The sequence below is a fragment of the Zoogloea sp. genome (assembly GCF_044344315.1).
GTDB lineage: Bacteria > Pseudomonadota > Gammaproteobacteria > Burkholderiales > Rhodocyclaceae > Zoogloea.
This window is the reverse complement of sequence record NZ_JBIJDC010000024.1, coordinates 1-25,716: the sequence shown is the minus strand read 5'-3', so window position 1 is coordinate 25,716 and position 25,716 is coordinate 1. Positions and strand designations below refer to the sequence as shown.

Below are 25,716 nucleotides of genomic sequence, written 5' to 3'. Positions count from 1 at the left end.
GACATTTTGTCCATCGCAAGGACAAAATGTCCCACCCACCGATCCAATTCCTCAGGCAAGCGCTTGATTCGTAAAGCCCCCACCCCTGGCGCGGGGATTGCAAGGCGACAAGACGCTGTTCATCAACAACAACGGAGGAGGAAGAGTCACCATGCAACTCTCACGGCGCCAGTTCTTCAAGGTGGCTGCCGGGGGCTTGACCGGATCGAGTCTGGTCGCGATGGGCTTTTCGCCCACTGCGGCCCTCGCCGAAGTTCGCACCTTCAAGCTCGCGCGCACCACGGAAACGCGCAACACCTGTCCGTACTGTTCGGTCGGTTGCGGCATCATCATGTACAGCCTCGGCGACAAGGCGAAAAACGCCCACGCCGAGATCATCCACATCGAAGGCGACCCGGACCATCCGGTCAATCGCGGCAGCCTGTGCCCCAAGGGCGCCGGCCTGCTCGACTTCGTGCATAGCAAGAACCGGCTCAAGTACCCGGAAGTGCGCGAGCCCGGCACCAGGGAATGGAAGCGCATCGGCTGGGACGAGGCCTTCACCCGTATCGCCAAGCTGATGAAGGAAGACCGCGACGCCAATTTCGTCGCCAAGAACGCCGATGGCGTGACGGTTAACCGCTGGCTTACCACCGGTTTCCTCGCCGCCTCCGCCTCCAGCAACGAGGCCGGCTACATCACCCACAAGGTGGTGCGTAACCTGGGAATGCTCGCATTCGATAACCAAGCGCGTGTCTGACACGGCCCGACGGTGGCAAGTCTTGCCCCGACGTATGGCCGCGGAGCCATGACCAATCACTGGACCGACATCAAGAATGCGGACGTGATCCTGATCATGGGCGGAAACGCCGCCGAAGCCCACCCCTGCGGCTTCAAATGGGTAACCGAAGCGAAGGCCAAGAACAAGGCCCGCCTCGTGGTTGTGGATCCGCGCTTCACGCGATCCGCTGCGATGGCCGACCTGTACGCGCCCATCCGCACCGGCACCGACATCGCCTTCCTGGGCGGGGTGATCCATTACCTGATCACCAACAACAAGGTGCACATGGACTACATCAAGTCCTACACCGACATGACTTACCTCGTGAAGGACGAGTTCGCCTTTGCGGACGGCTTCTTCACCGGCTACGACGCAGACAAGCGCAAGTACGACAAGTCCACCTGGGATTACCAGATGGGTGAGGACGGCTTCGTCAAGACCGACCCCAGCCTGGAAAACCCGCGCTGCGTGTGGAACCTGATGAAGGCCCACTTCAGCCGCTACACCCCGGACGTGGTGGAGAACATCTGCGGCACGCCGAAGGACAAGTTCCTGCAGGTGGCCGAGCTGCTCGCCTCCAGCCACACGCCGGACCGGGTGATGACCATCCTCTACGCCCTCGGCTGGACCCAGCACAGCACCGGTTCGCAGATCATCCGCACGGCAGCCATGGTGCAACTGCTGCTCGGCAACATCGGCCGGGCGGGTGGCGGTGTGAACGCCCTGCGCGGTCACTCCAACATCCAGGGCCTCACTGACCTGGGCCTGCTCTCCAACCTGCTGCCGGGCTACATGACCCTGCCGGGCGAGAAGGAAACCGACTACGACGCCTACATCGCCAAGCGCGCACCCAAGCCCATGCGGCCGGGGCAGCTGTCGTACTGGCAGAACTACGGCAAGTTCCACGTCAGCCTGATGAAGGCCTGGTACGGCAACGCCGCCACCAAGGAAAACAACTGGGCCTTCGACTACCTGCCCAAGCTCGACAAGACTTACGACGTGCTGCAGGTCTTCGAGCTGATGCACCAGGGCAAGATGAACGGCTACATCGCCCAGGGCTTCAACCCCCTCAACTCCTTCCCCAACAAGGCGAAGGTGGGGGCCGCGCTGTCCAAGCTCAAGTACCTTGTGGTGATCGACCCGCTGGCCACCGAAACCTCCGAGTTCTGGCAGAACTACGGCGAGTTCAATGACGTGGATCCGGCCAAGATCCAGACCACGGTGTTCCGCCTGCCGTCCACCTGCTTTGCCGAAGAGGACGGCGCCATCGTCAACTCGGGCCGCTGGCTGCAGTGGCACTGGAAGGGCGCCGAGCCCCCCGGTGAGGCCAAGACCGACCCGGAGATCATGGCCGGCCTGTTCCTGCGCCTGCGCGACATGTACAAGAAAGATGGTGGCGCCTTCCCTGACGCCATCCTCAATCTGTCGTGGCCTTACAAGGTGCCCTACGAGCCCTCGCCCGAAGAGCTGGCCAAGGAATACAACGGCAAGGCCCTGGCCGACCTGGCTGATCCGAAGGATCCGACCAAGCTCATCAAGAAGGGCGGCGAGCTGCTCGACGGCTTTGCCCAGCTGCGTGACGACGGCTCCACCGCCTGCGGCTGCTGGATCTTCTCCGGCGCGTGGACCGAGAAGGGCAACATGATGGCCCGGCGCGACAACGCCGATCCCTTCCACAACGGCCAGACCCTCAACTGGTCCTTCGCCTGGCCGGCCAACCGACGCATCCTCTACAACCGCGCGGCGGCCGATCCGGCCGGCAAGCCATGGGATGCCAAGCGCAAGCAAGTGTGGTGGGACGCCGCCCAGAGCAAGTGGGTGGGCTCCGACGTGCCCGACTTCAAGGTGGATTCCGCCCCCGAGGACGGTATGGGTCCCTTCATCATGAACCCGGAGGGCATCGCCCGCTTCTTCGCCCGGGGCATGATGAACGAAGGCCCCTTCCCCGAGCACTACGAGCCCTTCGAGACCCCCATCGGCGTCAACCCGATGCACCGCAACAACCCCAAGGCCACGTCCAACCCGGCCGCACGGGTATTCAAGGGAGACATGGAGGCCTTCGGCACGGCCAAGGACTTCCCCTACGCGGCCACCACCTACCGGCTCACCGAGCACTTCCACTACTGGACCAAGCACGTGGAGTCCAATGCCATCATCCAGCCCGAGCAGTTCGTCGAGATCGGTGAGGCGCTGGCGGCAGAGAAGGGCATCCGGGCCGGCGACAGGGTCAAGGTGAGCTCCAACCGGGGCTACATCAAGGCCGTGGCGGTGGTGACCAAGCGCATCAAACCTCTCAAGGTCGACGGAAAGACTGTTCACCACGTCGGGATTCCGCTTCACTGGGGCTTCAAGGGGGTGGCCAAGAACGGCTTCATCACCAACACTCTGACGCCTTTCGTGGGAGACGGGAACACCCAGACGCCGGAGTTCAAGTCCTTCCTGGTCAACGTCGAGAAAGCCTGAGGAGATCGCCATGGCACTGCAATCACTGGATATCGCCAAGCGCTCGGCCACCACGACCGAACCGCCCCAGGCGCGCAAGACCCTTGAGGTCGCCAAGCTCATCGACGTCTCCAAGTGCATCGGCTGCAAGGCCTGCCAGGTGGCGTGCATGCAGTGGAACGACCTGCGTGACGAAGTGGGAAGCTGCGGCGGCACCTACGACAACCCGACGGACATGACCGACCAGAGCTGGACGGTCATGCGCTTCGCCGAAGTGGAGTCGGAGGAGCGGGGCCTCGAGTGGCTGATCCGCAAGGACGGCTGCATGCACTGCGAGGACCCGGGCTGCCTGAAGGCCTGCCCGGCCCCCGGCGCCATCATCAAGTACGCCAACGGCATTGTGGATTTCCACCAGGAAAACTGCATCGGCTGCGGCTACTGCGTAACCGGCTGCCCCTTCAACGTCCCGCGCATCTCGAAGAAGGACAGCAAGGCCTACAAGTGCACGCTGTGTTCCGACCGTGTCGCGGTGGGCCTGGAGCCGGCCTGCGTCAAGGTCTGCCCGACGGGCTCCATCAGCTTCGGCTCGAAGGAGGACATGAAAGAGCTGGCCGACGAGCGCATCACCGAGCTGAAGGAGCGCGGCTTCAAGAACGCCGGCCTGTATGACCCGGCCGGGGTGGGAGGCACGCACGTCATGTACGTGCTCAACCACGCCGACAAGCCGAGCCTGTACAGCGGCCTGCCCGCCGACCCGACGATCGCACCCACCGTCTCCCTGTGGAAGGGCTTCGCCAAGCCCCTCGCCATGGCCGGCATTGCCGCCGCGGCGCTGGGTGGCCTCTTCCACTACGTGATGAAGGGCCCGAACGAAGTGTCCAAGGAGATCGAAGCCGAAGTCGAAAAGGAACTGGAGGGCGAAAAATGATCCGCGATCCGTCCGACCTGCAACGCTACAACGCGTCCGAGAGGGCCAACCACTGGATCACGGGCATCTGCTTCATCCTGCTCGCGCTCTCCGGTCTGGCACTCTTCCATCCGGCCCTGTTCCCCCTCACCAGCCTGTTCGGTGGCGGAGTGTGGACGCGCATCCTGCACCCCTTCATCGGGGTGATCATGATGCTGTTCTTCGTGGTGATGTTCTTCCGCTTCAAACGCCTCAACCACATGACCGACACCGACTGGGAGTGGGTCAAGCGGGCGAAGGAGATGGTGGATGGGGATGACCACAACATGCCGGAGATGGGCAAGTACAACGGGGGGCAGAAGCTGCTGTTCTGGTTCCTCGGCCTGGCCATGCTGGTGCTCTTCGTCTCGGGCATCGTCATCTGGCGGGCGTACTTCTCCCATTACTTCCCCATCGGCGTGATCCGTACCGGCGCCGTACTGCATGCGGTCTTCGCCACGGTGATGATCATCGCGATCATCGTCCACGTGTATGCCGCCATCTGGGTCCGGGGCACCATCCGGGCCATGCTCTACGGCACCGTGACCCGCGCCTGGGCCAAGCAACACCACCGGGCCTGGTATCGCCAGATGACCGGCAAGTAGCACAACCCGGCGGGGGTGGCAGCGTTCGTCCCCGCCGACTGAATCCCCCGGGCACGAGTCGATCAAACGACCCCGTGCCCCAGAGCCCCGGAACATTTTGGAACGCCATGCAGACACTGCGCAGCCCCGAAGAAATCGCCACCCAGGCCGTCGGTGAGGACAGCTCCAACCGGCTTCCCTCTACCTGGGTCTTTGCCAACCGTGCCGAGCGCCTGCGGGCCCTGGCCGGCGACCACGCCATGGCCGACTTCCTGCTCTTCTGCGCCCGGATCGCCGACCTCCAGCAGCAGGAGCTCGACCGCCTGCGCCCCCTTACCCCCCGCCCCGACGCTACCCTGCTCAAGCGCTGCCGCGAACACGGCATGCCGCCCCTCGACGCCCAGGGGGGCGAGCTGCCGGAAACCTGGTTCAGCGTGCTCCAGAAGCTCGCCACCGCCCTCGACCCCTATGCGCCGCCGGTGCTGCAATCGGCCCTGCTAAGCCTGCCCGGCATGGCACGCAGCGCCATGGACGAACTCGCCCGCAGCATCCTGCGCTGCGAGGAAGCACCGGACACCGTCATCGAACTGGCCCTCGCCCCCCTTGTCGGCGCTGCCCTGCAGGTTGCCTGGACAGCCCGCGCCCTGGCCCTCGCCGAAAGTGACATCCCCGCCGGCTTCGAGGACAGCCTGTGCCCGGCCTGCGGCGCCCACCCGGTGGCCTCCATCGTGCGCATCGGCGATGCCGGCCACGGCGTGCGCTACGCCACCTGCAGCCTGTGCGCCTGCGAATGGCACGTCACCCGCATCAAGTGTGTGCCCTGCCACAACACCAAGGGCATCAGCTACCAGAGCCTCGAAGGCCGGCAGGGCGCCCTCCACCCCGGCGTCAAGGCCGAAACCTGTCCCGAATGCCAGGCCAGCCTGAAGATCGTGTCCATGGAGAAAGACCCGCTGGTGGACGCCTTCGCCGACGACCTGGCCACCCTGGCCCTCGACATGCTGGTGGACGAAGCCGGCTTCCACCGGGCCGGCCGCAACCTGTTCCTGTTCACCCCCTAGGAGACTTCCCACGATGGCGTCCATGGTCCATGGCACCACGTCCGACGACGGCACCGCTTACCGCGCCCTGCCCAGTCTCGACCGACTTCTCGCCGCCGCCCCCGGCCTCATCGAGGCCCATGGCCGCAGCGAAACCACCCAGGTGCTACGGGAGGTCCTCGCGACCGCCCGCCAGCGCATTGGCGAAGGACATTCCGCCCCTGAACCCGGCGGCTTGCTCCGGGACGCCGAAACCCGCCTAGACGCCCGCGCCGCGCCCAGGCTCAAGCGCGTCTTCAACCTCACCGGCACCGTGCTGCACACCAACCTCGGCCGCGCCGTGCTGCCCGAGGAGGCCATCACCGCCATGGTGGACGCCGCCCGCTCCCCCTGCGCCCTCGAATACGACGTGGATACGGGCGGGCGCGGCGACCGGGACGACGTGGTGAATGAACTGCTGCGCGAACTTACCGGCGCCGAAGCCGCCACCGTGGTCAATAACAACGCCGCGGCGGTCTTCCTGCTCCTCAACACGCTTGCCCAGCGCAAGGAGGTCATCGTCTCCCGGGGCGAGCTGGTGGAGATCGGCGGCGCCTTCCGCGTGCCCGACATCATGAAGCGTGCCGGCGCCCGGCTGGTCGAAGTGGGCTGCACCAACCGCACCCACCCCAAGGATTTCGACGAGGCCATCGGGCCCCGCACCGGCCTGCTGATGAAGATCCACACCAGCAACTACGCCGTCGAAGGTTTCACCGCCAGCGTCGGCCAGGCCGACATGGCCCGCATCGCCCACGCCCGCGGCCTGCCCTTCGTCGAAGACCTGGGCAGTGGCACCCTCACCAACCTGGAACGCTGGGGCCTGCCCCACGAACCCACCCCGCGGGAGGCCATCTCCAATGGCGCCGATCTGGTCAGCTTCTCCGGCGACAAGCTCCTCGGTGGCCCCCAGGCCGGCATCCTGGTCGGCCGCAAGGACCTGATCACAAAGATCAAGAAGAACCCCCTCAAGCGCGCCCTGCGGGTCGGCAAGATCACCCTCGCCGGGCTGGAAGCCGTGCTCCGTCTGTATCGCGACCCGGACACCCTGGCCGAGCGCCTGAGCACCCTGCACCTGCTCACCCGCCCCCGGGACGCGATGCTCGCCCAGGCCGAACGCCTGCACGCCCCCGTGGCCGCCACTCTGGCCGGCTGGCCCCTGACGGTCAGTATCGAACCCATGCTGTCGCAGATCGGCTCCGGCAGCCTGCCGGTGGACCGCCTGCCCTCCGCCGGCCTGGTGTTCCGCCCCCAGGGCCGCAAGGGCGGCGTGCTCAACAAGCTCGAAGCGGCCCTGCGCGGCCTGCCGGTGCCGGTCATCGGACGCATCGCCGACAACGCCCTGCACCTCGACCTGCGCTGCCTGCCCCCCGACGACGAAGCCGCCTTCCTCACCCAGTTCCAGGCGGGCTTCACCCCATGCTGATCGGCACCGCCGGCCACATCGACCACGGCAAGACCACTCTGGTCCGCGCCCTCACCGGCGTGGACACCGACCGCCTGCCCGAGGAGAAGCGCCGCAGCATCACCATCGAGCTAGGCTACGCCTACCTGCCCCTGGCCGCCGACGACGGCAACCCGGATCGGGTGCTCGGCTTTGTGGACGTCCCCGGCCACGAGAAATTCGTGCCCACCATGCTGGCTGGCGCCAGCGGCGTGGATTTCGCCCTGCTGGTGGTGGCAGCCGACGACGGCCCCATGCCCCAGACCCGCGAGCACCTGCAGATCCTCGAACTGCTCGGCCTCAGCCATGGCGCAGTGGCCCTCACCAAGGCAGACCGGGCCAGCCCCGGGCGCATCGCCGAAGTCACCGGGCAGATACACGCCCTGCTCGCCCACACCGCCCTGGCCGGGGTGCCGGTCTTCCCGGTGTCGGCCATCACCGGCAGCGGCGTGGCCACGCTGCGCAGCCATCTCCTGGAGGCAGCCCGGGCCATGCCCGCCCGCAGCGCCGAGGGCGAATTCCGCCTCGCCGTAGACCGGGTGTTCACCCTCTCCGGTGCCGGCACCATCGTGGCCGGCACGGTGCACGCCGGACAGGTCACCGTGGGCGACAGCCTCATCCTCGCCCCTGGTGGCACGCCTGCCCGGGTACGCAGCCTGCACGTGCAGAACCGCAAGGCCGGGCAGGGCCATGCGGGCCAGCGCTGCGCCCTCAACCTCGCCGGCCTGGCGGTGGACAAAGTGAAGCGCGGCGACTGGCTGGTGGGGTCCGCCAAGCCGCCGCCCGCCACCCGTCTCGACATGGACCTGCGCCTTGCCGCCGATGCCCCCCGGGCCCTCGCCCATGGTGCGGTCGTGCAGATCCACCATGGCACCCGCCATCTGCTCGGCCGGGTCGCCCTGCTTGATGCCACCCTCGAAAAGACCGGCCTGCCGCCCGGCGGCCGCTGCCTGGCCCAGCTTGTCGCCGATGCCCCCGTGCACGCCTGCCGGGACGATCTGGTGGTCCTGCGTGACGGCCACGGTCAGCACACCCTCGGCGGCGGACGCATCCTCGACCCCTTCGGCCCGGTGCGCCACCGCCGGGCGCCGGAGCGCCTCGCCGTGCTGGCCGCCCAGGCCATCGCCGATCCGGCCGAACGCCTGCCGGCCGTGCTCGACAAGGCACCCCTCGGCCTTGATTTGGCCCAGCTGGCCGCCGCCGAGAACCGGCGCCCTGACGCGCTGCTCGCCCTGCTGCCCGGCGCCCGCCCCTGCGCGAAGGCCGGCTGGCTAATCGGCGCCGCCCCCCTGGACACCCTCGCCAGCCGGGTCGAAGCCCGCCTCGCCCAGCACCACGAACAACACGGCGACGAGCGGGGGGTCGAACGCGACCGCCTGCGCCGCATGATCGCGCCAGCCATTCCCGCCGCCGCCTTTGCCGAATGGCTGGACGGCTGGCTTGCCACTGGCCGCCTGGCCCGCAGCGGCAGTGCCTGGCATCTGCCCGGCCACCGGGTCGAGCTGGACGATCGTGATCGCCAGCGCGCCGAAAAGCTGATGCCCTGGCTGCTGGAGAAGCCCTTCGATCCCCCCTGGGTCCGCGACATCGCCTCACGCCTCGGCGAACCCGAAACCCTGACCCGCGAGCTCCTCAAGCGCCTCGCCGCCCGTGGCGAAACCTGCCAGGTGGTGCGCGACCTGTTTTACGCCCCGGCCGCAGTACGCAGCCTGGGCCGCATCGCCAGCGAGCTGATGGGCGAAGACGACTGCATCCGGGCCGCCGCCTTTCGCGACCGCAGCGGCCTCGGACGCAAGCGGGCCATTCAAATCCTCGAATATTTCGACCGCGTCGGCTTTACCCGCAAGGTCGGTCGCGGGCACGACGAACAGCACCGAATTCGTGGCGATCTTCCGGTAAGTTGAGTTTAAATGCGCTAAAATACTGTCAATTAACGTTTTCCTGAACGGAAGGGATGCGTCCCCCGGTGGGGCGACTGGTCTTCAAAACCAGGAGGGGCCGTCAAGCGGTTCCTGGTGGGTTCGACTCCCATTCTCTTCCGCCATTCCTACCCTTCAGCGAGCCCCACCATGCCCCAGTTGCGCGGCTGCGATTTTCCGGATGCGCTGCTCTACCACCCGGACAGCCACCTGTGGTTCGCCCCCCTGGGCGAGGATCGCTACCGGGTTGGCGTGACCCGCTTCGGCGTCGCCCTGTCCGGCGAAATCCTGCTGTTCACCCCCAAGCCCACCGGCGCCACGGTGGACGCGGGGCGCGGCTTCGGTCTGCTCGAGGCAGGCAAGACGGTATTCCCCGTCAAGACCCCCTTCAACGCAAGGCTGGTCCGCGCCAACGACGCACTCGACCCCTCCGCCCGGGCCATGAACCGGGCTCCCTTCGACACCTGGATGGTCGAGTTGCAGGCTGTCGGCGCACTGCCCGCCGGGGCCCTGCTGGCCTGGCCCGAGGCTGGGCCGGAGATCACCCGCATCATGGATCTCTACGCCTTCCGCGACCTGTCCGACTTCTCCACTCCACTCTTCCACGAGGACGACCGTGACTTCTGAAGCCCCGCTGCAGAAGCTCGCCCTCCTCGTGTGGGCCGCCGACCCGAGCCGGCCGGAACTCTGCGCCACGCCCTTCTACTTCGCCGCCGCCGCCGCCGCGATGGACGTGGAGGTGGAGATGTACTTCACTGCCCGCTCGGTGGAACTGCTCCGCCAGGGCGTGGCCGAAAAGCTGGAGGCCGCCGCCGGCAGCGGCAAGTCGGTGGCCGATTTCCGGCGCGAGGCCCTGGCCTTTGGGGTCCGGCTGTATGCCTGCCCCACCGCGCTGGCCAGCCACGGCGTTCCGGACAGCACGCTGATCCCCGCCCTTGCCGGCCAGGCCGGTGCGGCCGCCTTTCTGGGTCGCAGCCTCGATCCGGCCTGGCGCACCCTGAGCTTCTGAAGATGTCCCAGAACAACACCATCACCGGGCTCATCCTCGCCGGCGGCCTCGGCAGCCGCATGGGCGGGCAGGACAAGGGCCTCGTCGAACTGGCCGGCCAGCCCATGGTGAAACACGTGCTGGATCGTCTGGCGCCCCAGGTGCATCAGCTGATGATCAACGCCAACCGCAACGCCGCCGCCTACGCAGCGTTCAGCCCGTGGGTAGTGCCCGACCGGCTGGCGGGCTTCGTCGGCCCCCTGGCCGGCCTGGATGCGGCCCTGCACGACCCCGCACTGGAAGGGGATTGGGTGCTGACCTGCCCCTGCGACTCACCCTTCCTGCCCCTCGACCTGGCCAACCGCCTGCTCGCGGCTGCCCAGGCAGCCGCTGCCGACCTGGCCATGGCCAGCGCCAACGGCCAGCCCGAACCAGCCTTCCTGCTCGCCCACCGGCGCCTCACCCCCGGCCTGGCGGCCTTTCTCGAAGGCGGCGGTCGGCAGATCCGGCGCTGGGTGGGCGAGGCGCAGCATGTGGTGGTGGATTTCTCCGACTGCCCCGGGGCCTTCTCCAACATCAACACCCCCGAAGAACTGGCCCGCCAGGCACCTGGCCGCTAGGGGCAATCCGACAAACCCGCGGCGCAAAGCGGACAATCGCGCCAGCGGATATCCACCCGCGCCCGACTCGCTGCCTGCTGGCAGGCCTTTCCGCCTGCCCGCGGCAATGGCCTTCGTCTTGCTTCACGGAAAGTCTCCGCCATCCAGGACGACACGCCATGAAGTTCTACATGACCCCCGGTTCCTGCTCCACCGGCATCCACCTTCTGCTCGAAGAGGTGGGCGCCGTGTTCGAGGTCTACATCGTCAATCTACCGGCCGGCGACCACCTGAAGCCCGACTACCTGGCCATCAACCCCAGGGCAACGATTCCCGCCCTGGTCCTCGACGATGGCCGCTCGATCACCGACTTTCAGGCCATTGCCTGGTGGCTGGCACGCCAATACCCCCGGCGCAAGCTGCTCCCCGACGACGCGGCCGGCGAAGTCTGTGTGCTGGAATGGATGGACTACGCCGTCGGCACGATCCACGGCCAGGGCTTCACCCGCATCTTCACCACCGCCAGCTATACCCCCAATACCGCGGACCATGAGGCCGTGCAGGCCCGGGGCCGGGAGATCGTGACCCGGGGTTTTGAGGTGATGAATGCGCAACTGGAAGGCCGCGACTACCTCGCCGGGCGTTTCTCGATTGCCGATGCGGCGCTGTTCTACACCGAGTTCTGGGCCGAACACCTGAAGATGAGCCTGCCCCCCAACTGCCGCGCCCACTACCTGCGCATGCTCGAACGCCCGTCCGTGCGTCAGGTGCTGGCGGAAGAGGGCTACCGGGTCTGAACGGCCCTGCGGCTGGACATCCAGCCGAACAGGGAGAGCAGGGCGAGGCCGCCGCCGATCAGCAGGATGCCGGCAACCTCGCTGGCCTTGAAAGCCTCGCCCAGGGCCAGGCGGGATGACAGGATGGCCACCACCGGAGTGCCCAGCACCGACAGGCTGGCCTCCCAGGCCGGCACCCGGTCGAGAATCCACACCCACAGCCACCAACACAGGGCCACGCTAGCCACCGACAGGAAGATGATGATCGCGATGTAATGGCTGCTCCAGTCGGTGCTGCGACCGGGGGCCAACTCGGCCAGCAGCACCAGGGGCACCGAGCCGATGATCATCTGCCAGGTGGTCAGCACCAGCAGGTCCACCGGCTCGCGGCGGCGCAGGCGCTTCAACAGCACGGTACTGACCGCCCAGCACACCGCCGCGCCAATCCCCAGCATCTTGCTGAACAGGCTGGAATGCATGTTCCAGGGCTCGATGATCAGCAGCAGTCCGCCGAGCGTGGAGGCGGCCGCCAGCCACTGCTTGCCGCGCACCCGCTCGCCCAGCAGCGGCCAGGCCAGCAGCAGGGTCCAGATCGGCATGGTGAAGATCAGCACTGCCGTCTTGCCGGGCCCCCCTTCCACCAGCGCCCAGGTCTGCAGGGCCACGAAGCCGGTGATCTGCACCAGACCCAGCACGGCGGTCTCCCCCGGGGCCACCAGGCGCATGGACTTGCCCATCAACTTCACTGCCACCACCAGGGCCACCGCGCCACCCACGCAGCGCTGGGCCGCCAGGGCAAAGGGCGAGGCATACACGAGGCCCTGCTTGAGCAGCACCCAGGTGTAACCCCAGGTACACGACAGGACGATCAGCGCCAGCGCTGGCAGGTAGCGGGCGAGGGAGGGGGGAAAGGCTGGCATTCGCGGCACCGGCGATGCCGGACAGACGGATCGGAGAAGTGGGTCAGGCAGACAGGCGGGGGGAAAGTTCATTGCCCGACTCCGCCGCTGCAGGGCCGCGGTACGGCAGCAACACGCACTGCCGTACCGGGCTGTGCGATCAGGCTTCCGGTTTGCGCGGGCGACGGCTGCGGGCAGGCGCCTTGCGGGCGGGCTTGTCGGCGGCATCGCCTGGCTGCGCCGGCGCGGCAAGCTCGGCGGGAGCCACCTCGCCCCCCGTTTCAACCACAACTTCAGCGGCCTTGCGTGTACCGCGCCCCTTGCGGCGGGTATCGGGGCGGGGCGCCGCTTCGGGTGCAGCCTCGGCAACAGGGGCCGACGGAGCCACCGGTGCTTCGGCAGCCGGCTCCACGGTTGTGGCGGCAGCACGGCCCCGGCGACGGCTCGTCTTGGCCACCGGCGGCGCCTCGGGTGCTTGAGGTGCTTCAGCGGGCTCCGGGGCTACCGGAGCTTCAGCTTCGACGGCGACAGGGATGGGTGTGTCGGTGACCTTGCTGCCATCCCTGCGACCCCGGTTACGGGGACGACGGGTGTCGGCCGGTTCGGCCTGGGGCGCAAATTCGGACTGGGCCACATGCTCGGCGTAGGCCGCTTCCAGCTCGCTGCGGGCGGCCGCCAGATCATCGACCCTGGGCTTGTTACCAGCACGTCCGCCGCGCCGCGATGCGCGCCGGGCATCGGCCTGCTCGGCCACGGCGCTGTCGGCCTGTCCTTCCGGGGTAACCGACGGCTCGGCCGCTGCGGCCACGGGCTGTTCGGTACGGGCAGCCCCGCCGGAGCGATAAACGTAGGTGCCGGATTTTTCGTCCCGGCCAAACTCCAGCAGTCCGCGGGACTGGGCCTCTTCGAGCAGGTTGCCGAATGCACGGAAGCCATAACGGGTTTCGCTGAAATCGGGCTTGCGGCGCTTGATGGCCTCCTTGAGTACCGAGGCCCAGATCTTCCCGGTATCACCCCGCTCCGCCAGCAGGGCTTCGAAGGTTTCGGCAGCGATCTCGACGGCGCGGGTACGCCGGGCGTCGAGCTCTTCCTTGCGGCGCTTTTCCTCTTCGGGGCTGCGCCGGCTGGATTGCTGGGCTTCCCGGGGTTCGCGGCGGGCCGCCACCTGGCGCGTCTCGCGGACCAGGTCGTCGTAGAAGATGAACTCGTCGCAGTTGGCGATGAGCAGGTCGGAGGTGGATTGCTTGACCCCCACACCGATCACCTGCTTGGCGTTCTCGCGCAGCTTGGACACCAGCGGCGAGAAGTCGGAATCACCGCTGATGATGACGAAGGTATTGACGTGGCTCTTGGTGTAGCACAGGTCGAGGGCGTCCACGACGAGGCGGATGTCGGCAGAGTTCTTGCCGGACTGGCGCACATGGGGGATCTCGATCAGTTCGAAGTTGGCTTCGTGCATGGTCGCCTTGAAGCCCTTGTAGCGGTCCCAGTCGCAATAAGCTTTCTTGACGACGATGCTGCCCTTGAGGAGCAGACGCTCGAGAACGAGCTTGATGTCGAACTTTTCGTAGTTCGCGTCGCGCACGCCCAGGGCCACGTTCTCGAAGTCACAGAACAGGGCCATGCTGACGTTTTCGGGGGATGAGGCCATAGGGGCTCCAGGATTCGGCGAAGATGCTGCGCAGGGTACGCCCAAAAGGGCCGGAAGTGGGCCGGAAGTCGCCTCCGGCACGGCTTCAGCTCAGGTGACTTCGCTGTTCTCGGCCGGTGGCGCAACCTTGACGACCTCTTCCAGGGTCGTGACCCCGGACGCCACCTTGAGGGCACCGGACAGGCGCAGGGGCTTCATGCCTTCGCGGATGGCGATATCACGCATCCGCGCGATATCCATCTCGGCGCTGACCGCCTTCTTCACCTCTGGCGACATCAGCAGGATCTCGTACAGCCCGATGCGCCCCATGTAGCCGGTCATGCGGCATTCCATGCAACCGACGGCCTTGTGGATGCGGCTCGGACGGGGCGCCTTCCAGGGTGTCACCAGGTGATCCCAGATGGCTTCTTCCTCGGGCGTCAGGGGGTGAGGCCGCTTGCAGTGGGGGCACAGGATGCGCACCAGGCGCTGGGCCATGATGCCGAGCAGGGTAGCGTTGAGCAGGTAGGCCGGCACGCCCAGGTCGAGCATGCGGGTAACCGCGGACGGGGCATCGTTGGTGTGCAGGGTGGACAGCACCAGGTGGCCGGTGAGGGCGGCCTGGATGGCCATCTCGGCGGTTTCCAGGTCGCGGATTTCGCCCACCATGATGATGTCCGGGTCCTGCCGCATCAGGGCCCGCACACCATCGGCAAAGCCCAGCTCGATAGCCTGATGCACCTGCATCTGGTTGAAGGCCGGCTCCACCATCTCGATCGGATCCTCGATGGTGCACACATTCACCTCGGGGGTGGCGAGCTGCTTGAGGGTGGAGTAGAGGGTGGTGGTCTTGCCGGAACCGGTCGGCCCGGTGACCAGGACGATGCCGTGGGGCTTCTCGGAGATGGAATGCCAGCGCGCCTCGTCCTGCTCCGAAAACCCCAGCTCGGCCATGTTGCGGACCAGCACTTCGGGATCGAAGATGCGCATCACCAACTTTTCGCCAAAGGCCGTGGGCAGGGTGGACAGGCGCAGTTCAACCTCCTTGCCGCTATTCACCCGGGTCTTGATGCGGCCATCCTGGGGCCGGCGCTTCTCCACCACGTCCATGCGGCCGAGGATCTTGATGCGGCTGGTCATGGCCGTGAGCACCGGCATCGGCATCTGATAAACCTGATGAAGGATGCCGTCGATGCGAAAGCGCACCAGCCCCATGTCGCGGCGCGGTTCGATGTGGATGTCGCTGGCGCGCTGCTCGAAGGCGTATTGCCACAGCCAGTCCACGATGTTGACGATGTGGCGGTCGTTGGCGTCGAACTGGCGGTTGCCCTGGCCAAGCTCCACCAACTGCTCGAAGGACGACAGGCTGGCGCCGCTGTTCCCGCTGCTCTGGGCCGCGTTCTTGACCGAGCGGGCCAGGTTGTAGAACTCCACCAGATAGCGCGCCACGTCGGCCGGGTTGGCCACCACACGGCGGATGTCCTTCTTGAGGTAGCCGGCCACCTCCTTTTCCCATTCCCGCAGGTAGGGCTGGGTGGTGGCCACCACCACTTCGCGCAGGCCCACCTGCACCGGCAGCACCCCGAAACGGGTGGCGTAGGCGGACGACATCACCGCAGTCACGGCGGCAAAGTCGATCTTCAGGGGGTCGATGCGGTAGTAGTCCAGCTCCACCTTGCCAGCCAGCCATTCGGTGAGTTCCTCCAGACCAAGCACCCGGTGGGGCGGCAGCCTGGAGGCCAGTTTCTGGCCGGCAATGATGATCAGGGGGTGGGCATCGGAGGGCCGGATGCCCTGGGCAAGGCGCAGGTTGTCGGCATCGGCCTGCGTCACCATACGGTCGGCGATAAGCAGGTCGAGCACTTCGGCCAGGCTCAGCCGGTGTTCATGAACGGGTGCGCTACGTGACGAGGACGGCATCGGACAGGGCCGGCGAGGGAGCATGTCGCCCCACCGGGGGCGGGTTGATCGCAGGCGTCGAGCATAAGCGCAATCCACCCGCCCGGGCCGGATTTTTTCGGGCCTTTACCCTCACCAGCCCCGATGCTCCCGCTGATACCCACGCTGATAGCCCGGCCCCGGAGCGGGCGGCACCACCATGACCGGCGGAGCGGAGTAGTGACGATGCCCGTGACCATGACCGTACCCACGACCGTGGCCGACGGGAAGGACGACACAGGCACTCAGGGAGGCGGCAGCCAGGATGATGCAGATGAGGCGTTTCATGACTTCACTCCAGAAAGGGTTGCCTCCCTTCAACGCCGCGCGGCGCCAGCAGTTGCGGTGCAATCGTCTCCGGATGTTGCAGAGCCACAATCAAGTATCTTGCCAATGGCATATGAACTGACATTAAAATGTAAATGTCATTCAACCGGAGACCACCATGAAGCGCATCCTGTCCCTCATTGCCCTGACCCTGGCCGGCGTCAACCTGGCCTTTGCCGCCGTCAACATCAACACCGCCACCCCGGCAGAACTCGACAGCGTGAAGGGCATCGGGCCCGCCAAGGCCCAGGCGATTGTTGATTACCGCAGCAAGAACGGCCCCTTCAAGAGCGTGGACGACCTGAAGAACATCAAGGGCTTTGGCGACAAGAACCTGGCCAAGCTGAAAGGCGAACTGAGCGTGACGGGAGGAGAAGCGAAGAAGTGAAGGCTGCCGGGGCCATCCCGACAGCAAGGCCCGGCGCTCCGCCGGGCCTTTTCAATGGCCACCTTCGGTAACTTTATGGCGTATGCCGGCCCGAAAGGCACCGCAGCACGGCGCGGAACAACACTTCGGGTTCCACCGGCTTGGTGATGAAATCGTCCATGCCCGCGTCCATGCAGCGCGCCCGGTCTTCAGCCAGAGCGTTGCCGGTCATGGCCAGGATGGGCGCGGTGCACCCCGCAGCGCGCAGCAGCCGGCTGGCCTCCAGACCATCCATCACCGGCAGCTGCATGTCCATCAGGATCAGGGCGTAGGTGCCGGTCGCCCCCATCTCGACAGCCTGCTGGCCATTGGCAGCCAGATCCGGCTCAAGGCCCACATCCCGCAACAACTCCAGTGCAACGTCCTGATTCACCGGTTCATCTTCCACCACCAGCACACGGGTGCCATGGAAGTGACGCAGCAGAATCTCCTCTCCCTCCAGCACCTCCCGCTGGGGCGGCTGAACGTCGGCCCCCTCCTGGAGCAGCACCGTCAGCCAGAAAGTGCTGCCAACACCCGGTAGGCTTTCAGCGCCCACTTGCCCACCCATAACCTCGACAATCCGCCGGGTGATAGACAAGCCCAGGCCAGTGCCGCCGAAACAGCGCGTGGTGGCGTCCTCCGCCTGCTCGAAGGGCGCGAAGAGCCGCTGCAGGCATTCGGCGCTGATGCCGATGCCCGTATCCGTCACCTCGAAACGCAGGCGCAGGCCGTCAGCTTCGCGCGCCTCCACCCAACCACACAGGCTCACGCATCCGGATTCGGTGAATTTGGCAGCATTGCTCAGGTAGTTGAGCAGAGCCTGACGCAAACGCGTCTCGTCGCCACGCAGGCAGGGCGGCATCCCGTGCACTTCGATCTTCAGCACCACACCCTTGCTGTGCAGGCTGTCACCAATCACAGCGACGACCGAGTCGATAAGGTCGGCAAGGCGGAAATCACGAGTTTCCAGCACCAGCTTGCCGGCCTCGATCTTCGACAGATCAAGGACATCCCCAACCACTGCGAGCAGGTGCCGCGCCGCTTGGTCGATGCGATCAAGCTGGCGGGTCTGGCGCCGGTTTGCCCCGGCCCGCCGTACCAAATGGGCCATGCCGAGGATGGCATTTATCGGCGAACGGATCTCGTGGCTCATGCTCGCAAGGAAGGCGCTCTTGGCCCGGGTCGCCGCCTCGGCCTCCTCAGCCCGGCGGATCAGCTCGGCATTCAGTGCATGAACCTCGCGGGTGCGCTCGTGGAGCTCCCGCTCGAACCGCCCCTGCTGCGCGGCCAGGGCCACACGCATTTGCCGCAACCACCATGCCATACCCGCCACAAGACTCAGCAGACTCAACACGAGGGCAAGCACCAGGGTCAGGTTCGCGTTGGTCATGGGCAAGCCCGAACCCAAAGCCTGACGTGCCTTAGCATATCCACAAGGCTGGCTGGAATCACGGATAGCGCGGTGACACTAACAGCCGGCAAATGACGCAAGACGGATCGAAGAGAATGCAAAGAGAACGGCGAGGGCAAGGACGCTCCCGGAATCGAACCGGCAGGACATCAGATCCTGCCTTGTGGACGCGTGGAGGGTCGCAGACCCCGCCCGTCTTGTCTGTCAGACAAACCTGACAGTCCCGCCCTCAAGACTCGTTCTTCAGGGCAGACCGTGACGAACAGCCATGGCGATCAGTTCGGCATTGCTGTCTACCCCGATCTTGTCGAGGATGCGCCGGCGGTAGGTACTGACGCTCTTGGCACTGATGCCAAGGCGCAAGGCAATCTCGCTGGCGGGGGTTCCGACCAGCAGTCCAGCCAGCACTTCTGCCTCGCGGCCCGAAAGACCAGCGAAGGGGCCGTCAGCCGGGGCCGGGGCATGACCCTGTGACAGAAAGGCTGTTCCCCCCGCCAGAACCCGGCGCAGGCCGTCGATGATAGTGGCCACGTCGGCGTCCTTGTTGATGAAGCCCTGGCCTCCGGCCCGCCGCACGTAGTTGGCGTACTGACTGGCCGGATACATCGAGAAGAACATCACCGGCGTGCGTATCCCCCTGGCCCGCAAGGATTCGAGCACTTCGACACCACGCCGCTCGGGCAGGGCAACATCGAGAATCAGCAGATCGGGAGCGAGGCTCTCAGTCAGGCGCTCGGCGGTCAGACCATCCGCCGCCTCACCGACCACCAACATGTCTCCGCAGGAAAGCAACATGTCGCGCAGTCCCTGGCGGACAACACTATGGTCATCCGCAATCAGGATGCGGGCCTTCACCGCTGAACCTCCCCGCTCCCGAAGACCAGGGGAATGCGCGCACGCACCCGGGCGCCCGGCGGCCCCGGATCAACCGTCACCAGCCCCCCATGGCGTCGGGCCCGCTCGCGAATGCCCGCCAGCCCCAGCCCTCCTTCCCGCGGGCGGGTAAAGCCGGCGCCATCATCGGACACGGACAGGGTCAGCGCCTCCCGACCCGCCGACAGCACGATGGCAACCCGGGTCGCCCCCGCATGCCGGGCCACGTTGGTCAGCAGTTCCTGAAGGATGCGGAACAGGTCCACCCGCAGGGACTCCTCCGGCTCGCGGCCCAGACGGGCCAGGCGGGTCGTGACCCGGATCCCGGTGGTGCGTGACCACTCACCGGCATACCAGCGGCAGGTTTCGACCAGCCCCAGATCATCGAGCATGGGGGGACGCAGGCGGGTACTGATCTCGCGGGCCGTAAGACTGGCCCCGGCGAGGGTGCTGCGCAGCCCTGCGAGCGCCAGCACGCCCTCCTCACTGACGTGAGGTGCCAGCGCATTCAGGCCGAAGACAGCCGCGGTGAGGGCCGCACCCAATTCATCGTGGATCTCGGCGGCAATCGCCTTGCGTTCCTCCTCCCGGACCTGCTCGGTCTCGGCCAGCAGAGCCCGCAAGGAGGCGCGGGACTGGTCAAGAGCCTCACCCACGGCCTTGAGGCTGGTGATGTCACGACCGACCGACTGGATCTCGGTCACGCGGCCGGCAGCGTCGAAGGTGGCACGATTCACGAACTGCATCCAGCGCATCTCACCGCTGGCGGACCAGACCCGGTTTTCGATGGTGACGACCGGATTGTCGGGCGACAGTCTGGCCAGCTGGACATTGATCAGCGGCAAATCGTCCGGGTGAGCCACCGGATGCCAGTGCCGCCCCAGGAGTTCGTCCTCCGATTTACCGAAGAAGCGGCAATAGACTTCATTCACAAACAGAAAACTGCCGTCTCCGGCAAACCGGCTGATCACTTCGGTCTGATCCTCAACGACCGTGCGATAACCTTCTTCACTGGCTCTCAAGGCGCACTCGAGCTGATGCTGCCGGCTCACGTCCTGGTAGGCGAGGACGAGTCCTCCTTCCGCTGAGGGCGTCGCTTCCATTGCGAAGAAGACGGAGGCCATGGCCTGATCACAGGCAAACGCGTAGCGAAAAACTGCCTCCCGCCCTGCCAGCACGGCGGCCAGTCCATCGGCCACCAGGGTGCCAAACCCCGGCCGCGTAAGGGCCCTGCGGGTCAGCCCGAGGAAATCACAGCCGGTGGTACAGGCTTCCCTGAACGGGTGGTCCGCCGGCTGCACCTGCGCAAAGCCGCGAAAAGCCGCGTTGACGAACCGCACCCCACCGGCGTCATCGAGAACGACGATGCCGGCGGTCAGCGCATCCAGTACGCCCCGGGAAACCTCCACGACAGAAAGGGACAAGCCCCGGCGTCAAGCGCGGATGACGGTTTCCAGGGCCGACAGGCACAGGGCGATGTTGGCCGGGCGGCTGGAGTGGCCCATCAGGCCGATACGCCACACACGGCCGGCCAGTGCCCCAAGCCCGGCGCCGATCTCGATGCCGAACTCGTTGAGCAGGCGGCTGCGCACCTGGGCTTCATCCACACCTTCGGGCACCCACACGGTGTTGAGCTGGGGCAGGCGGGCATCTTCGCGCACCACAAACTTCAGGCCCAGGGCCTCCAGCCCGGCACGCAGGCGCAGGTGGTTGTTGTGGTGGCGTTGCCAGGCGTTCTCCAGGCCTTCCTCGGCGAGCATCACCAGGGATTCGTGCAGACCATAGAGGGGATTGACCGGCGCGGTGTGATGGTAGGTGCGCTTGGCGCCGCTCCAGTAGCCCAGCACCAGGCTCAAATCCTGGAACCAGCTCGGACAAGGGGTCTTGCGGGCACGGATGCGCTCGACCGCAGCCGGCGAGAAACTCACCGGCGAGAGGCCCGGCGTGCACGAAAGGCATTTCTGGCTGCCGGAATACGCAGCATCGATCCCCCACTGATCCAGCAGCACCGGCACCCCACCAAGGGAGGTCACGCAGTCCATGATCGTCAGCGCCCCGTAACGCCGGGCGATGGCGGCCAAAGTGGCCGCATCGGAGAGGGCGCCGGTGGATGTTTCGGCATGCACGAAGGCAAACAGGGCCGCATCGGGATTGGCCGCAAAGGCTTCTTCCACCTTGGCCGGATCCACCGGCGCACCCCACGGATCCTCGACGATAACCGGCACACCACCGCAACGACGCACGTTCTCGGCCATGCGCTGACCGAACACCCCGTTGATGCACACCACCACCTTGTCACCCGGGCTGACCAGGTTCACAAAGCAGGTTTCCATGCCCACCGAGCCCGGTGCGGAGACCGGGAAGGTCAGCTCGTTCTCCGTTTGGAAGGCATAACGGAGCAGGCTCTTGAGCTCGTCCATCATGCCCACGAAAGCCGGATCCAGGTGACCGACGGTGGGACGGGCCATGGCGGCAAGCACCCGCGGCGGCACATCGGACGGGCCAGGGCCCATCAGGGTGCGGACGGGGGGCTGGAAGGACGCAATGCGGGGCGAATCGATTTTCATGGTGTCTCCTGATGTCATTTTTGTGTGCCGGGCTCTGGGGCCACCTTACTGGGGCCGGCCGTTGGCAGCGATCAAACGGATGATGCGGACGGTGTCGAGATCGGACTCCCGGTACGCTGCCTTCACATACTCGGATACCTCCACACCTTCACCCGCCCCCATGCCCTCGGGCAACGTGGTTTCGTAGGTGAAACGCAGGTAAAGGTGATCGGCGGCGGGTTGATCGAAACGGATGGTCAGACGCCCGCCGGCATGTTCTGTCGTGGCTGCGGATTCGAAACAGACCCATTCGAGATACCGGAAAGTGACCGTGTCATGCACGCTGGCCTGGCCGAAATGCAGCTTGCGCTCCACCCGGTTACCCTGGCGCGACAGGATTGTGCAGCGCTCAAGCCCGGGCAGGAACACGGTGGGCTCTTCCACCCGATACATCAGGCCGTGCCAGACCTGTTCCACGCTCAAGGGCTCGACGAGCGGATTGAGGGGGTTGTTGATCTCGATGAGATGTTCGAAATGCAAGGGCTGCTCCCAAAGTCAGCCCTGCAGTCTAGCCTTTCTTGAAACCGGTCGTCAGCCAGATGCCGGTCAGAATTAACGCAATTCCGAAAAAATGGTACGCCCTGGGGACTTCCCCCAGGAAGAGCGCGGCCAGGATAGTGCTGAAGGCCGGCATCAGATGGATGAACAGGCCGGCCCGGGAAGCCCCCACTTCACCCACCGCCCGATTGTAGAACACGTAGCCAAGGAAGGCCGGGAAAATTCCGGTGTAGGCGACCCCGGCGAGGGCCGAGGGGCTCAGATGCAGGCTGGCACCGGAGGCCAGCTCCCACCACGCCAGCGGTGCCAGCACCATCAGGCCAATCACCGTCAGGGTTGCCAGCAGGGCCATCGGATGCAAACCCACTGGCCGCCAGCGGAGACCAAGGGTGTACAACGCCCAGGACAGGACCGCGGCCAGCATCCACAGATCACCGACGTTGAGGCTCAGACCTGCCAACACGGCCAGATCTCCGCGACTGACGATGGCCATCACCCCGACGAAGGACACCCCCACACCAAGCGACTCCACAAGGGTTGCCCGATGTCCCAGGAACCAGGATATGGCAATGATGGCAATCGGGATGAAGGAGTTGAGCAGCGCTGCATTGGTCGCCGTGGTGTGCACCAGCGCCACGTAAGCCAGGGTGTTGTACGCCCCGACACCCAGTACCCCCAGCACAGCCAGGATCCCCCATTGCTTCTGCGTCATGCCCCGCAGGGCCTTCAGATGGGGCCATGCAAAAGGCAGGGTCAGCAACAGCGCCAGACTCCAGCGTGCAAAAGCCAGGCTCATGGGCGGAACAGCATCCCGCAAACCACGGCCCACCACCATGTTGCCTGACCAGAACAGGACAGTCAGCGTCAACAGCAGGTAGGGATGGGTAAGCCCACGGGGCAAGCGAAGTACGGGCATGGAGGACTGCCTTGGGCAGGACGGCCCCGGATTATGGGGGAGGTCCTGCTTGTCCGCGCTTGGGATCAACCCCTATGCGCAATCGCCCTTCAGGGGCCTGAATGGTGTTCAGGGTTTGTTCTTGTATTTTTCTTTATATATATAAGTACATGTTAACGGTGTACAGCCGTTTTCTGTGGATAAGTACTTATTTCACTTTTAAAACAGTGGTTTTTACCCTGTAAAAAGCTCTGGAAAACGGGGCTGATATGAGTTGGACGGTTTGGGGACGATTCCTGCACGTGTGGCAGGAAGTGCTTTTGTCCACATTTTCTCCGGGTCTTTCCCAGGGTACTTGTACACAGCTCCAAGCCTTCTGCGGGGGGATCTTCATGCAGGTGAAGGACGGATCGATGGGGGTTGAAGTCTCCAGGGCGGAGGGTTTGGCTTTCTGTTTTTAGATTTTCGCCCTTGCCTTGGTTGTCCAGGAAGGCTGTTTTAAGCTGTATCTGTTTTGTTTACTGTTTTTGTTTATATATAAATACTGTTAACTATATAGCTCATCGCTTTTCTGTGGATAAGTACTTTATCTCCTTATTTTTCATATCGATAGCCAGTTCATAAGGTAGTCTGTTAACGCCGGGGCAGGCTGTGTGGTGATTGTTGAGCAAATTTGCCCTCGCTTCGGGAAGCCGCTTTGTGCACAATTTGCCCGACCTTTCTACCCTGGTTTATCCCCAACTTTGACCAGCAAACTGCAGTCACCCGGTTTTCCCACTGCTCCGGCACGCTGCTGGGACGTTTTCTGCCCTGTTGTGGATAACTTTGGCGACATTGGTGTCTGCTGGCGTCTGGCCCGCCAACTGGTTGCCGAGCACGGACTTGCTGTCCGTCTGTGGATCGATGATCTGAAGAGTGCGCGCCGTCTGATCCCGACCCTGGATCCACAAGCTGCCTGCCAATGGGTGGAGGATGTGGAGATTTGCCATTGGGCCGAGCCCTTGCCCGAGGTGGTCCCGGGAGAAGTAGTGATCGTCGCCTTTGCGGGAAGCCTGCCGAACACCTTCCTGACCGCGATGGCCTGTTGTGCGCCGTGTCCCCGGTGGATCAACCTCGAATACCTCAGCGCCGAGTCCTGGGTGGCGGGGTGTCATGGCCTGCCTTCGCCGCATCCGGGGCTGCCCCTGGTTCAGCACTTCTTTTTCCCAGGGCTGGACAGCGGCACCGGTGGTCTTCTACGCGAGGCCGATCATGCGGTCCGTCGCAGTCAGTTTTCGGAAGACGCCTTCCGCCGTTTCTTTGACCTTCCCCCGCGGGAGCCCGGTCAATGTCTGGTCTCGCTGTTCTCCTACGAAAATCCGGGCCTGGGGGAGCTGCTGGCGAGCTGGTCTCACGGCAAACGGCAGGTGCTGTGCCTGGTGCCGGAGGGGCGGGTTCTTCCCGGGGTTGCAGCCTGGCTTGGTGTCAGCGGTTTGCAACCCGGTGACCGGATCAGAAAGGGCAGCCTCACCGTGACGGTCCTGCCCTTCGTCGAGCAGTCGCGATATGACGAAATGCTATGGGCTTGCGATCTGAATTTCGTGCGAGGTGAAGATTCCTTCGTACGCGCCCAGTGGGCAGAACTCCCCTTCGTCTGGCATATCTATGCCCAGCAGGACGATGTACATCTGGAAAAACTGAACGCCTTCATGACGCGCTACGTGGCGGGCTTGACTCCGTCTGCTGCCCGGGCTGTGGAGAATTTCTGGCGCGCCTGGAACCGTGGTGAAGGTGTGGGCGCCAGCTGGCCTGCCTTTGAGGCTGCCCTGCCGGCGCTGGCGAGTTACGCCCCGGCGTGGTCGGCACACTTGCAGGACGCCGGTGACCTTGCCGGGAATCTGGTGCGATTCTGTAAAGTTGAGATAGAATAATAAGTTACCTATTCACCGTGGCCCGTGCCGCGTAATCTTCAGCAAGCAGGAAAAAGCATGAAAACCGCAATGGAACTCCGCTCCGGCAACGTGATCATGGTGGGCGCCGACCCCCTGGTGGTTCAGAAGGCCGAGTACAACAAGTCCGGTCGCAACGCCGCTGTCGTCAAGATGAAGCTCAAGAACCTGCTGACCGGCGCACCGTCGGAGTCGGTTTACAAGGCTGATGACAAGTTCGAAATCGTGGTTCTCGATCGCAAGGAAGTGACCTATTCCTACTTTGCTGATCCGATGTACGTGTTCATGGACGCCGACTACGAGCAGTACGAGGTCGAGGCCGAAAACATGACCGATGCCCTCAAGTACCTGATTGACGGCATGCCCTGCGAGGTAGTGTTCTACAACGGCAAGGCCATTTCCGTGGATCTGCCCACCACTGTCGTGCGTGAAGTCGAATACACCGAACCCGCCGTCAAGGGTGATACCTCCGGCAAGGTTCTTAAGCCGGCCCGCATTGCGCCGAGCGGCTTCGAACTGTCCGTTCCGGCCTTCGTTGAAATCGGCGACAAGATCGAAATCGACACCCGCAGCGACGAGTACCGCAACCGGGTCAAGTAATCCTGGCACGCAAACGGGTTGCGGGGCCTTCAGGCCCTGTGCCTTTTGCAGCGGAGGTCATCCTTTTGTCTATCTGCTGCGTTAGCTTCTCGCGTGTCTGCAAAAGCGGACGGAATTTAGCCTCAGGTTTTCCCCTTTCAAAAACCACCCAGCTGGAGAGTCATTCAT

General features: G+C 65.1%; 23 protein-coding genes and 1 tRNA gene. 14 read left to right on the top strand and 10 right to left on the bottom strand.

Translation table 11 applies throughout. The annotated features are described in order from the left end of the window. Positions 1-151: 151 nt before the first annotated feature. The 11 genes from fdnG (at position 152) to ACIQ09_RS07530 (ending at position 11,555) form a co-directional block, all read left to right on the top strand. Complete coding sequence (gene fdnG / locus ACIQ09_RS07580) at positions 152-3,223, top strand: formate dehydrogenase-N subunit alpha (RefSeq protein ID WP_398307819.1); 3,072 nt, start codon at positions 152-154, stop codon at positions 3,221-3,223. A 10-nt stretch (positions 3,224-3,233) separates the two neighbouring features. Further along, a complete protein-coding gene (gene fdxH / locus ACIQ09_RS07575) occupies positions 3,234-4,130 on the top strand; it encodes a formate dehydrogenase subunit beta (protein ID WP_374477701.1) in 897 nt (298 codons plus the stop codon). Next, entirely contained in the window at positions 4,127-4,753 is a 627-nt protein-coding gene (locus ACIQ09_RS07570) for a formate dehydrogenase subunit gamma (RefSeq protein ID WP_398307816.1), read from the top strand. Before fdxH ends, ACIQ09_RS07570 begins: the two co-directional genes overlap by 4 nt. A 107-nt stretch (positions 4,754-4,860) precedes the next feature. Beyond that, a complete protein-coding gene (gene fdhE / locus ACIQ09_RS07565) occupies positions 4,861-5,793 on the top strand; it encodes a formate dehydrogenase accessory protein FdhE (protein ID WP_398307814.1) in 933 nt (310 codons plus the stop codon). Between the two features lie 13 nt (positions 5,794-5,806). After that, the gene (gene selA, locus ACIQ09_RS07560) at positions 5,807-7,234 is read left to right on the top strand and encodes an L-seryl-tRNA(Sec) selenium transferase (RefSeq protein ID WP_398307812.1); all 1,428 of its coding nucleotides are present in this window, start codon (positions 5,807-5,809) and stop codon (positions 7,232-7,234) included. Continuing rightward, complete coding sequence (gene selB / locus ACIQ09_RS07555; RefSeq protein ID WP_398307810.1) at positions 7,228-9,156, top strand: selenocysteine-specific translation elongation factor; 1,929 nt, start codon at positions 7,228-7,230, stop codon at positions 9,154-9,156. Before selA ends, selB begins: the two co-directional genes overlap by 7 nt. Before the next feature lie 43 nt (positions 9,157-9,199). After that, a tRNA-Sec gene (locus ACIQ09_RS07550) sits at positions 9,200-9,296 on the top strand. A gap of 25 nt (positions 9,297-9,321) precedes the next feature. Further along, positions 9,322-9,798 (top strand): glycine cleavage system protein H, encoded by a 477-nt coding sequence (locus ACIQ09_RS07545; protein ID WP_398307808.1) that lies wholly within the window; start codon positions 9,322-9,324, stop codon positions 9,796-9,798. Next, positions 9,788-10,180, top strand: a complete 393-nt coding sequence (locus ACIQ09_RS07540; protein ID WP_398307806.1) for a DsrE family protein — start codon at positions 9,788-9,790, stop codon at positions 10,178-10,180. Before ACIQ09_RS07545 ends, ACIQ09_RS07540 begins: the two co-directional genes overlap by 11 nt. Before the next feature lie 2 nt (positions 10,181-10,182). Then, positions 10,183-10,779 carry a molybdenum cofactor guanylyltransferase MobA gene (mobA, locus tag ACIQ09_RS07535; protein WP_398307804.1) on the top strand — a complete coding sequence of 199 codons (597 nt, stop codon included), beginning with the start codon at positions 10,183-10,185 and terminating at the stop codon, positions 10,777-10,779. Positions 10,780-10,937: 158 nt separating this feature from the next. After that, complete coding sequence (locus ACIQ09_RS07530; RefSeq protein WP_398307802.1) at positions 10,938-11,555, top strand: glutathione S-transferase family protein; 618 nt, start codon at positions 10,938-10,940, stop codon at positions 11,553-11,555. Here ACIQ09_RS07530 and ACIQ09_RS07525 read toward each other — a convergent pair. The 4 genes from ACIQ09_RS07525 to ACIQ09_RS07510 all read right to left on the bottom strand — a co-directional run bounded on the left by ACIQ09_RS07525 (position 11,543) and on the right by ACIQ09_RS07510 (position 16,289). After that, positions 11,543-12,454, bottom strand: coding sequence for a DMT family transporter (locus ACIQ09_RS07525; protein ID WP_398307800.1), 912 nt, complete (start codon positions 12,452-12,454; stop codon positions 11,543-11,545). The genes ACIQ09_RS07530 and ACIQ09_RS07525 overlap by 13 nt on opposite strands. A 139-nt stretch (positions 12,455-12,593) precedes the next feature. Then, positions 12,594-14,084, bottom strand: coding sequence for an NYN domain-containing protein (locus ACIQ09_RS07520; protein ID WP_398307798.1), 1,491 nt, complete (start codon positions 14,082-14,084; stop codon positions 12,594-12,596). Positions 14,085-14,174: 90 nt separating this feature from the next. Continuing rightward, positions 14,175-15,983, bottom strand: coding sequence for a GspE/PulE family protein (locus ACIQ09_RS07515; protein WP_398307796.1), 1,809 nt, complete (start codon positions 15,981-15,983; stop codon positions 14,175-14,177). A 111-nt stretch (positions 15,984-16,094) separates the two neighbouring features. Then, entirely contained in the window at positions 16,095-16,289 is a 195-nt protein-coding gene (locus ACIQ09_RS07510; protein ID WP_398307794.1) for a hypothetical protein, read from the bottom strand. A gap of 157 nt (positions 16,290-16,446) precedes the next feature. Here ACIQ09_RS07510 and ACIQ09_RS07505 point away from each other — a divergent pair, with 157 nt between their 5' ends. Next, positions 16,447-16,716, top strand: coding sequence for a ComEA family DNA-binding protein (locus ACIQ09_RS07505; RefSeq protein WP_398307792.1), 270 nt, complete (start codon positions 16,447-16,449; stop codon positions 16,714-16,716). A gap of 73 nt (positions 16,717-16,789) precedes the next feature. Here the strand turns inward: ACIQ09_RS07505 and ACIQ09_RS07500 are convergent, their stop codons facing one another. The 6 genes from ACIQ09_RS07500 to ACIQ09_RS07475 all read right to left on the bottom strand — a co-directional run bounded on the left by ACIQ09_RS07500 (position 16,790) and on the right by ACIQ09_RS07475 (position 23,041). Further along, positions 16,790-18,127, bottom strand: a complete 1,338-nt coding sequence (locus tag ACIQ09_RS07500; protein WP_398307790.1) for an ATP-binding protein — start codon at positions 18,125-18,127, stop codon at positions 16,790-16,792. 264 nt (positions 18,128-18,391) lie between these two features. Further along, positions 18,392-19,003 carry a response regulator gene (locus tag ACIQ09_RS07495; RefSeq protein ID WP_398307788.1) on the bottom strand — a complete coding sequence of 204 codons (612 nt, stop codon included), beginning with the start codon at positions 19,001-19,003 and terminating at the stop codon, positions 18,392-18,394. Next, on the bottom strand, positions 19,000-20,445 hold the full coding sequence (locus ACIQ09_RS07490; RefSeq protein ID WP_398307786.1) for a PAS domain S-box protein: 1,446 nt from the start codon (positions 20,443-20,445) through the stop codon (positions 19,000-19,002). Before ACIQ09_RS07490 ends, ACIQ09_RS07495 begins: the two co-directional genes overlap by 4 nt. A 9-nt stretch (positions 20,446-20,454) precedes the next feature. Continuing rightward, positions 20,455-21,588: a pyridoxal-phosphate-dependent aminotransferase family protein gene (locus ACIQ09_RS07485; RefSeq protein WP_398307784.1), complete on the bottom strand. Its 1,134-nt coding sequence runs from the start codon at positions 21,586-21,588 to the stop codon at positions 20,455-20,457. A 45-nt stretch (positions 21,589-21,633) separates the two neighbouring features. Then, complete coding sequence (locus ACIQ09_RS07480) at positions 21,634-22,107, bottom strand: SRPBCC family protein (RefSeq protein WP_398307782.1); 474 nt, start codon at positions 22,105-22,107, stop codon at positions 21,634-21,636. 28 nt (positions 22,108-22,135) lie between these two features. Beyond that, on the bottom strand, positions 22,136-23,041 hold the full coding sequence (locus ACIQ09_RS07475; RefSeq protein ID WP_398307780.1) for a DMT family transporter: 906 nt from the start codon (positions 23,039-23,041) through the stop codon (positions 22,136-22,138). 722 nt (positions 23,042-23,763) lie between these two features. Here ACIQ09_RS07475 and earP point away from each other — a divergent pair. Further along, positions 23,764-24,930, top strand: coding sequence for an elongation factor P maturation arginine rhamnosyltransferase EarP (gene earP / locus ACIQ09_RS07470; protein WP_398307778.1), 1,167 nt, complete (start codon positions 23,764-23,766; stop codon positions 24,928-24,930). A 57-nt stretch (positions 24,931-24,987) separates the two neighbouring features. After that, the gene (gene efp, locus ACIQ09_RS07465) at positions 24,988-25,548 is read left to right on the top strand and encodes an elongation factor P (RefSeq protein ID WP_398307776.1); all 561 of its coding nucleotides are present in this window, start codon (positions 24,988-24,990) and stop codon (positions 25,546-25,548) included. The last annotated feature ends 168 nt before the right edge of the window (positions 25,549-25,716 follow it).

Excerpts from the sequence above, each read along its gene's own strand:
- fdxH (WP_374477701.1), top strand. The coding sequence starts at position 3,234 with ATGGCACTGCAATCACTGGATATCGCCAAGCGCTCGGCCACCACGACC.
- ACIQ09_RS07570 (WP_398307816.1), top strand. The coding sequence starts at position 4,127 with ATGATCCGCGATCCGTCCGACCTGCAACGCTACAACGCGTCCGAGAGG.
- fdhE (WP_398307814.1), top strand. The coding sequence starts at position 4,861 with ATGCAGACACTGCGCAGCCCCGAAGAAATCGCCACCCAGGCCGTCGGT.
- selA (WP_398307812.1), top strand. The coding sequence starts at position 5,807 with ATGGCGTCCATGGTCCATGGCACCACGTCCGACGACGGCACCGCTTAC.
- selB (WP_398307810.1), top strand. The coding sequence starts at position 7,228 with ATGCTGATCGGCACCGCCGGCCACATCGACCACGGCAAGACCACTCTG.
- ACIQ09_RS07545 (WP_398307808.1), top strand. The coding sequence starts at position 9,322 with ATGCCCCAGTTGCGCGGCTGCGATTTTCCGGATGCGCTGCTCTACCAC.
- mobA (WP_398307804.1), top strand. The coding sequence starts at position 10,183 with ATGTCCCAGAACAACACCATCACCGGGCTCATCCTCGCCGGCGGCCTC.
- ACIQ09_RS07530 (WP_398307802.1), top strand. The coding sequence starts at position 10,938 with ATGAAGTTCTACATGACCCCCGGTTCCTGCTCCACCGGCATCCACCTT.
- ACIQ09_RS07525 (WP_398307800.1), bottom strand. The coding sequence starts at position 12,454 with ATGCCAGCCTTTCCCCCCTCCCTCGCCCGCTACCTGCCAGCGCTGGCG.
- ACIQ09_RS07520 (WP_398307798.1), bottom strand. The coding sequence starts at position 14,084 with ATGGCCTCATCCCCCGAAAACGTCAGCATGGCCCTGTTCTGTGACTTC.
- ACIQ09_RS07515 (WP_398307796.1), bottom strand. The coding sequence starts at position 15,983 with ATGCCGTCCTCGTCACGTAGCGCACCCGTTCATGAACACCGGCTGAGC.
- ACIQ09_RS07510 (WP_398307794.1), bottom strand. The coding sequence starts at position 16,289 with ATGAAACGCCTCATCTGCATCATCCTGGCTGCCGCCTCCCTGAGTGCC.
- ACIQ09_RS07505 (WP_398307792.1), top strand. The coding sequence starts at position 16,447 with ATGAAGCGCATCCTGTCCCTCATTGCCCTGACCCTGGCCGGCGTCAAC.
- ACIQ09_RS07500 (WP_398307790.1), bottom strand. The coding sequence starts at position 18,127 with ATGACCAACGCGAACCTGACCCTGGTGCTTGCCCTCGTGTTGAGTCTG.
- ACIQ09_RS07485 (WP_398307784.1), bottom strand. The coding sequence starts at position 21,588 with ATGAAAATCGATTCGCCCCGCATTGCGTCCTTCCAGCCCCCCGTCCGC.
- ACIQ09_RS07475 (WP_398307780.1), bottom strand. The coding sequence starts at position 23,041 with ATGCCCGTACTTCGCTTGCCCCGTGGGCTTACCCATCCCTACCTGCTG.
- efp (WP_398307776.1), top strand. The coding sequence starts at position 24,988 with ATGAAAACCGCAATGGAACTCCGCTCCGGCAACGTGATCATGGTGGGC.